This window comes from Pseudomonas tehranensis (assembly GCF_014268615.1).
Lineage (GTDB): Bacteria > Pseudomonadota > Gammaproteobacteria > Pseudomonadales > Pseudomonadaceae > Aquipseudomonas > Aquipseudomonas tehranensis.
Genome location: NZ_JABWQV010000430.1, coordinates 1 through 2066 on the forward strand (window position 1 = coordinate 1; position 2066 = coordinate 2066).

At 63.3% G+C, this 2066-nt stretch carries 2 protein-coding genes; both read right to left on the minus strand.

The genetic code is table 11. The features are described 5' to 3' along the window. Positions 1 to 88 precede the first annotated feature (88 nt). Complete coding sequence (locus HU811_RS26745; protein WP_186659098.1) at positions 89 to 1018, minus strand: NAD-dependent epimerase/dehydratase family protein; 930 nt, start codon at positions 1016 to 1018, stop codon at positions 89 to 91. Next, positions 1011 to 1895 carry a sugar nucleotide-binding protein gene (locus HU811_RS26750; protein WP_076386543.1) on the minus strand — a complete coding sequence of 295 codons (885 nt, stop codon included), beginning with the start codon at positions 1893 to 1895 and terminating at the stop codon, positions 1011 to 1013. Before HU811_RS26750 ends, HU811_RS26745 begins: the two co-directional genes overlap by 8 nt. Between the last annotated feature and the right edge of the window lie 171 nt (positions 1896 to 2066).

The following is a 2066-nucleotide window of genomic DNA, read 5'->3' on the forward strand; positions in this document are numbered from 1 at the left end:
CAAGCGGGAGCAAGCTCCCTCGCCACAGGGTTTCACTCCAGCATTGTGTAGTTCATGAAAAAGGCGCCTCGAAAGGCGCCTTTTTCGTTCAGCGGCCCAGCAACCGCGCCAACCCCACGCTCATGGGCGTTTGTTGTGGAAAGCTGAAGCGCTCCAACAGCCGGCGATTATCAGCCCGGGAATGGCGGATGTCGCCGGAGCGCGCCGGGCCGTAGCTGATCGGCGGCAGATCGCCCACCACCGTGGCCAGGGCCTGGAGCAATTGCTTGAGGGTCGTGGCCTGGTTCCAGCCGACGTTCACCGCGCCCACTTGCACCTCAGGTGTTTCGATGGCCTGCACCAACAGGTCCACCAGGTCTTCGACGTAAACAAAATCCCGGGTCTGCTCGCCATCGCCGAACACCGTGATCGGCAGGCCTTTCTGTGCCCGTTCGCTGAAGATGCTGATGACCCCGGAATAGGGCGACGACGGGTCCTGGCGCGGGCCGTAGATGTTGAAGAAGCGGAACACCACCGGCTCCAGCGCGTGCTGGCGACGGTAGAAGTCCAGGTAGAACTCACTGGCCAGCTTGTCCGAGGCATACGGCGTGAGCGGGGCCTTGGGTGTTTCCTCGTCGATGGACTGGCCTTCGCCGTTGTTGCCATAAACCGCTGCGCTGGAGGCGAACAGCACCCGTTTCACCCCGGCCTGACGCATGGCTTCGCAGACATTGAGGGTGCCGATGAAATTGCTCTGGTGCGTACGCACCGGGTCGTCCACCGAGGCCTGCACCGAAGCCACTGCTGCCAGGTGCGCCACGGCGCTGCAACCGGCCACGGCCCGGGCTACCAGTGCCGCATTGGCCACGTCGCCTTCGATCAATTCAACCAGAGGGTTGTCCAGCGGCAGGTTACTGCGCTTGCCGGTGGACAAGTCATCGAGGATGCGTACCGAATGGCCCTTGGCGAGCAAGGCGTCGGTCAGGTGCGAACCAATGAAACCAGCGCCGCCGGTGATTAAAACAGGACCTTCAGCCATGACGATAAAACCTATCCAGTAAGCCCGGGAGTGCGGCGCGCCAGGCGCGGGGCTTGATCCCGAACGTGTGCAGAATTTTCTTGCAGGCCAGCACTGCGTGTTGCGGTTCTTCCGCGGCGTCCGGCCGTGCGGCGTGTGCCTGGGGGGTGGGCGATTCGATTGCCAGGGGATGCAGGGCCCGGGCTTCGGTGAGGATCGCCTGCCCCAGCGCCAGCGGCGTGGTCGCCTCATGCCCGGCATAGTGGTAGGTGCCCCACAACGGCGCGGCGCAATCGAGTTGCTTGAGCACCGAAATGATCACCCGCGCCGCGTCGTCCACCGGCGTCGGATTGCCCCGACGGTCGTCGGCCAACAGCAGGTCTTCGGGTTGTTCGGCTCGGGCCAGGAAACGTCCCAGGATGCCGTCGGCGCTGTCGTCCAGCAGCCAGCCGAAACGCAACAGCACATGTTGCGGACAGGTGGCGCGCACGCTCTGCTCGATTCGCCACAACGCCTGGCCGCGCAGGCCCAAGGGTACGGGTTCGTCCTTTTCGCTGTATGCCGTGGCGCGGGAACCGTCAAACACGCGATAGCTCGACGGTTGCAGCAAAATGATGTTGTGATGCTGGCACAACTCGGCCAGGCGCTCGACGGCGCGCTCCTGGCTGGCCAGGCGCTGCTCGCTGACGGTTTCGGCCTGGAACCAGTCGAAGTAGTACGCCAGGTTGATCAAGGCGTCCGGTCGAGTGTCGTCCAGCAGCTGCGTCAGGCTCGCGGCATCCCAACCGTCTTCGGGGGGGCGGGGGGCAAGAAAACCGATGTCTTCTTCCGCACCGAGGCGAATCAGCGCCTGCCCAAGGGCATTTCCGCCGCCCAGTAACATAAGGCGCATTCGCATAAAGTCAGCAGGCCCGGTCTGTTGGCAAAAGAATTGGGGTCGACAACGCCCGCAGGCGTTGTCGGAATCGTTGCATTTTGCGGGTTTAGTGCGCAACCGTCATCCGTAAAGTGCAGATCCGGTATTTGTGTAAGGTTCACAGGCGCTATCGCGAGCAGGCTCGCTCCCACA